This is a genomic window from Bacillus sp. GMa5/1, assembly GCF_050172015.1.
GTDB classification, from domain to species: Bacteria; Bacillota; Bacilli; order Bacillales; family Bacillaceae_G; genus Bacillus_A; species Bacillus_A cereus.
Window position 1 is genome coordinate 1 of record NZ_JBNLYC010000375.1, and the last position, 1725, is coordinate 1725.

The following is a 1725-nucleotide window of genomic DNA, read 5'->3' on the forward strand; positions in this document are numbered from 1 at the left end:
TACTGCCTTCGCTGCATTTACTCCAATTAGAAGTGCTCCTACTAAACCGGGACCTTGAAATAATAATAACAGATAAGGAGACGTTGTTTTTCCTTAAGTGCTTCGAATTAATTTTATTCAATAAGAGAAGGTGTGCTTAAAGAAGTTAAATTAAATAAGGAGCTGTTTTATTATATGCAACAAAATAATGATTTAAATTTTGAACCTCAAGACGTTAATATTGTCAATCCTAAACAAGCCAGGAAAGCAGTAATTGCTACTGGTATAGGGAACGCAATGGAGTGGTTTGACTTCGGATTATACGCGTATTTAGCGGTAATTTTAAGTCAATTATTCTTCTCAGGTGTTGATAATAGTGGATTGCAACTTGTACTTACATTCGGTACATTTGCAGCAGCCTTTCTCGTTCGACCAATCGGAGGTGTATTCTTTGGTAGAATAGGAGATAAGTACGGCCGAAAAATCGTGTTAAGTACTACTATTATTTTAATGGCACTTTCTACATTATTCATCGCATTACTACCAACCTATGAACAAATTGGTGTATGGGCACCAATACTACTTTTAGTTGCCCGAATGATTCAAGGCTTCTCTACAGGCGGCGAATATTCAGGAGCAATGGTTTATATCGCAGAATCTTCTCCAGATAAAAAGCGTGGTATACTCGGTAGTGGTCTTGAAATTGGAACACTCTCAGGTTACATTGCTGCATCGGTAATTGTTACCATTTTGACGTTATTGTTAACAGATGAGCAAATGCTCAGCTGGGGATGGCGTATTCCGTTCTTAATAGCTGCACCAATTGGTTTGGTCGGTTTATACTTACGCCGTCATCTAGATGAATCTCCAATCTTTGAAGAGATGGAAAAAGCACAAGAGGAATCTGAAGACAATGAACAATTTTCATTTATGGATATTATTAAATATCACAAAAAAGACTTCTTATTAAGCACAGTAATTGTCGCCTTCTTTAATATTACAAATTATATGATTCTTTCGTATATTCCTTCTTATCTAACTCAAGTACTTAAAGTCGAAGAAACAACAGGCTTATTAATTATTTCTATTACGATGGCACTTATGATTCCACTAGCACTATATTTCGGTAAATTAAGTGATAAAATTGGTAATAAACGCGTTGTGCAAATTGGTTTACTTGGTTTAACTGTATTTGCAATTCCAGCATTTTTACTAATAGGTAACGGACATATTGCAGCTATATTTGCAGGTATTTTCGTACTAGGTTTCTTCTTAAGTGTATATGAAGGAACATTACCTTCATTATTACCATCACTCTTTTTCACTGATGTACGTTATCGAGCACTTTCGATCTCATTTAATATTTCTGTATCGATATTCGGTGGAACAACACCGCTCGTATGTTCATACTTAGTTCATGCAACTGGTAACCCGCTCGCACCGGCATTTTATTTAGCAGGTGTAAGTATTATTGGATTAGTTGTATTTAGTGTACTATTCGTTACGACTTCAGGGCGTGCGCTAAAAGGTTCATATCCTACAGTAGAAACGAAAAAAGAAGCACACCTAATCGCTAAAGAAGACCCTGAAGAAACACTTTGGTGGCATGAAGAGTCATTAGAAATTGAAGCAGGGAAGAATGCTTCAATTTAAAAAGCAACGTAGAAGTATAAAAAGACTCCTATGAATATGAACTGAACCCAAAAAATTAGACAAATATATTAAGCAGCTACTAAGGATTGAACT

1 protein-coding gene is annotated in these 1725 nt (G+C 35.7%); it reads left to right on the forward strand.

Going from position 1 to position 1725, the window contains the following annotated elements; genetic code table 11:
- The first annotated feature begins 174 nt into the window (after positions 1-174).
- Positions 175-1632, forward strand: coding sequence for an MFS transporter (locus ACQGSG_RS28745; RefSeq protein WP_001186925.1), 1458 nt, complete (start codon positions 175-177; stop codon positions 1630-1632).
- Positions 1633-1725 lie beyond the last annotated feature (93 nt).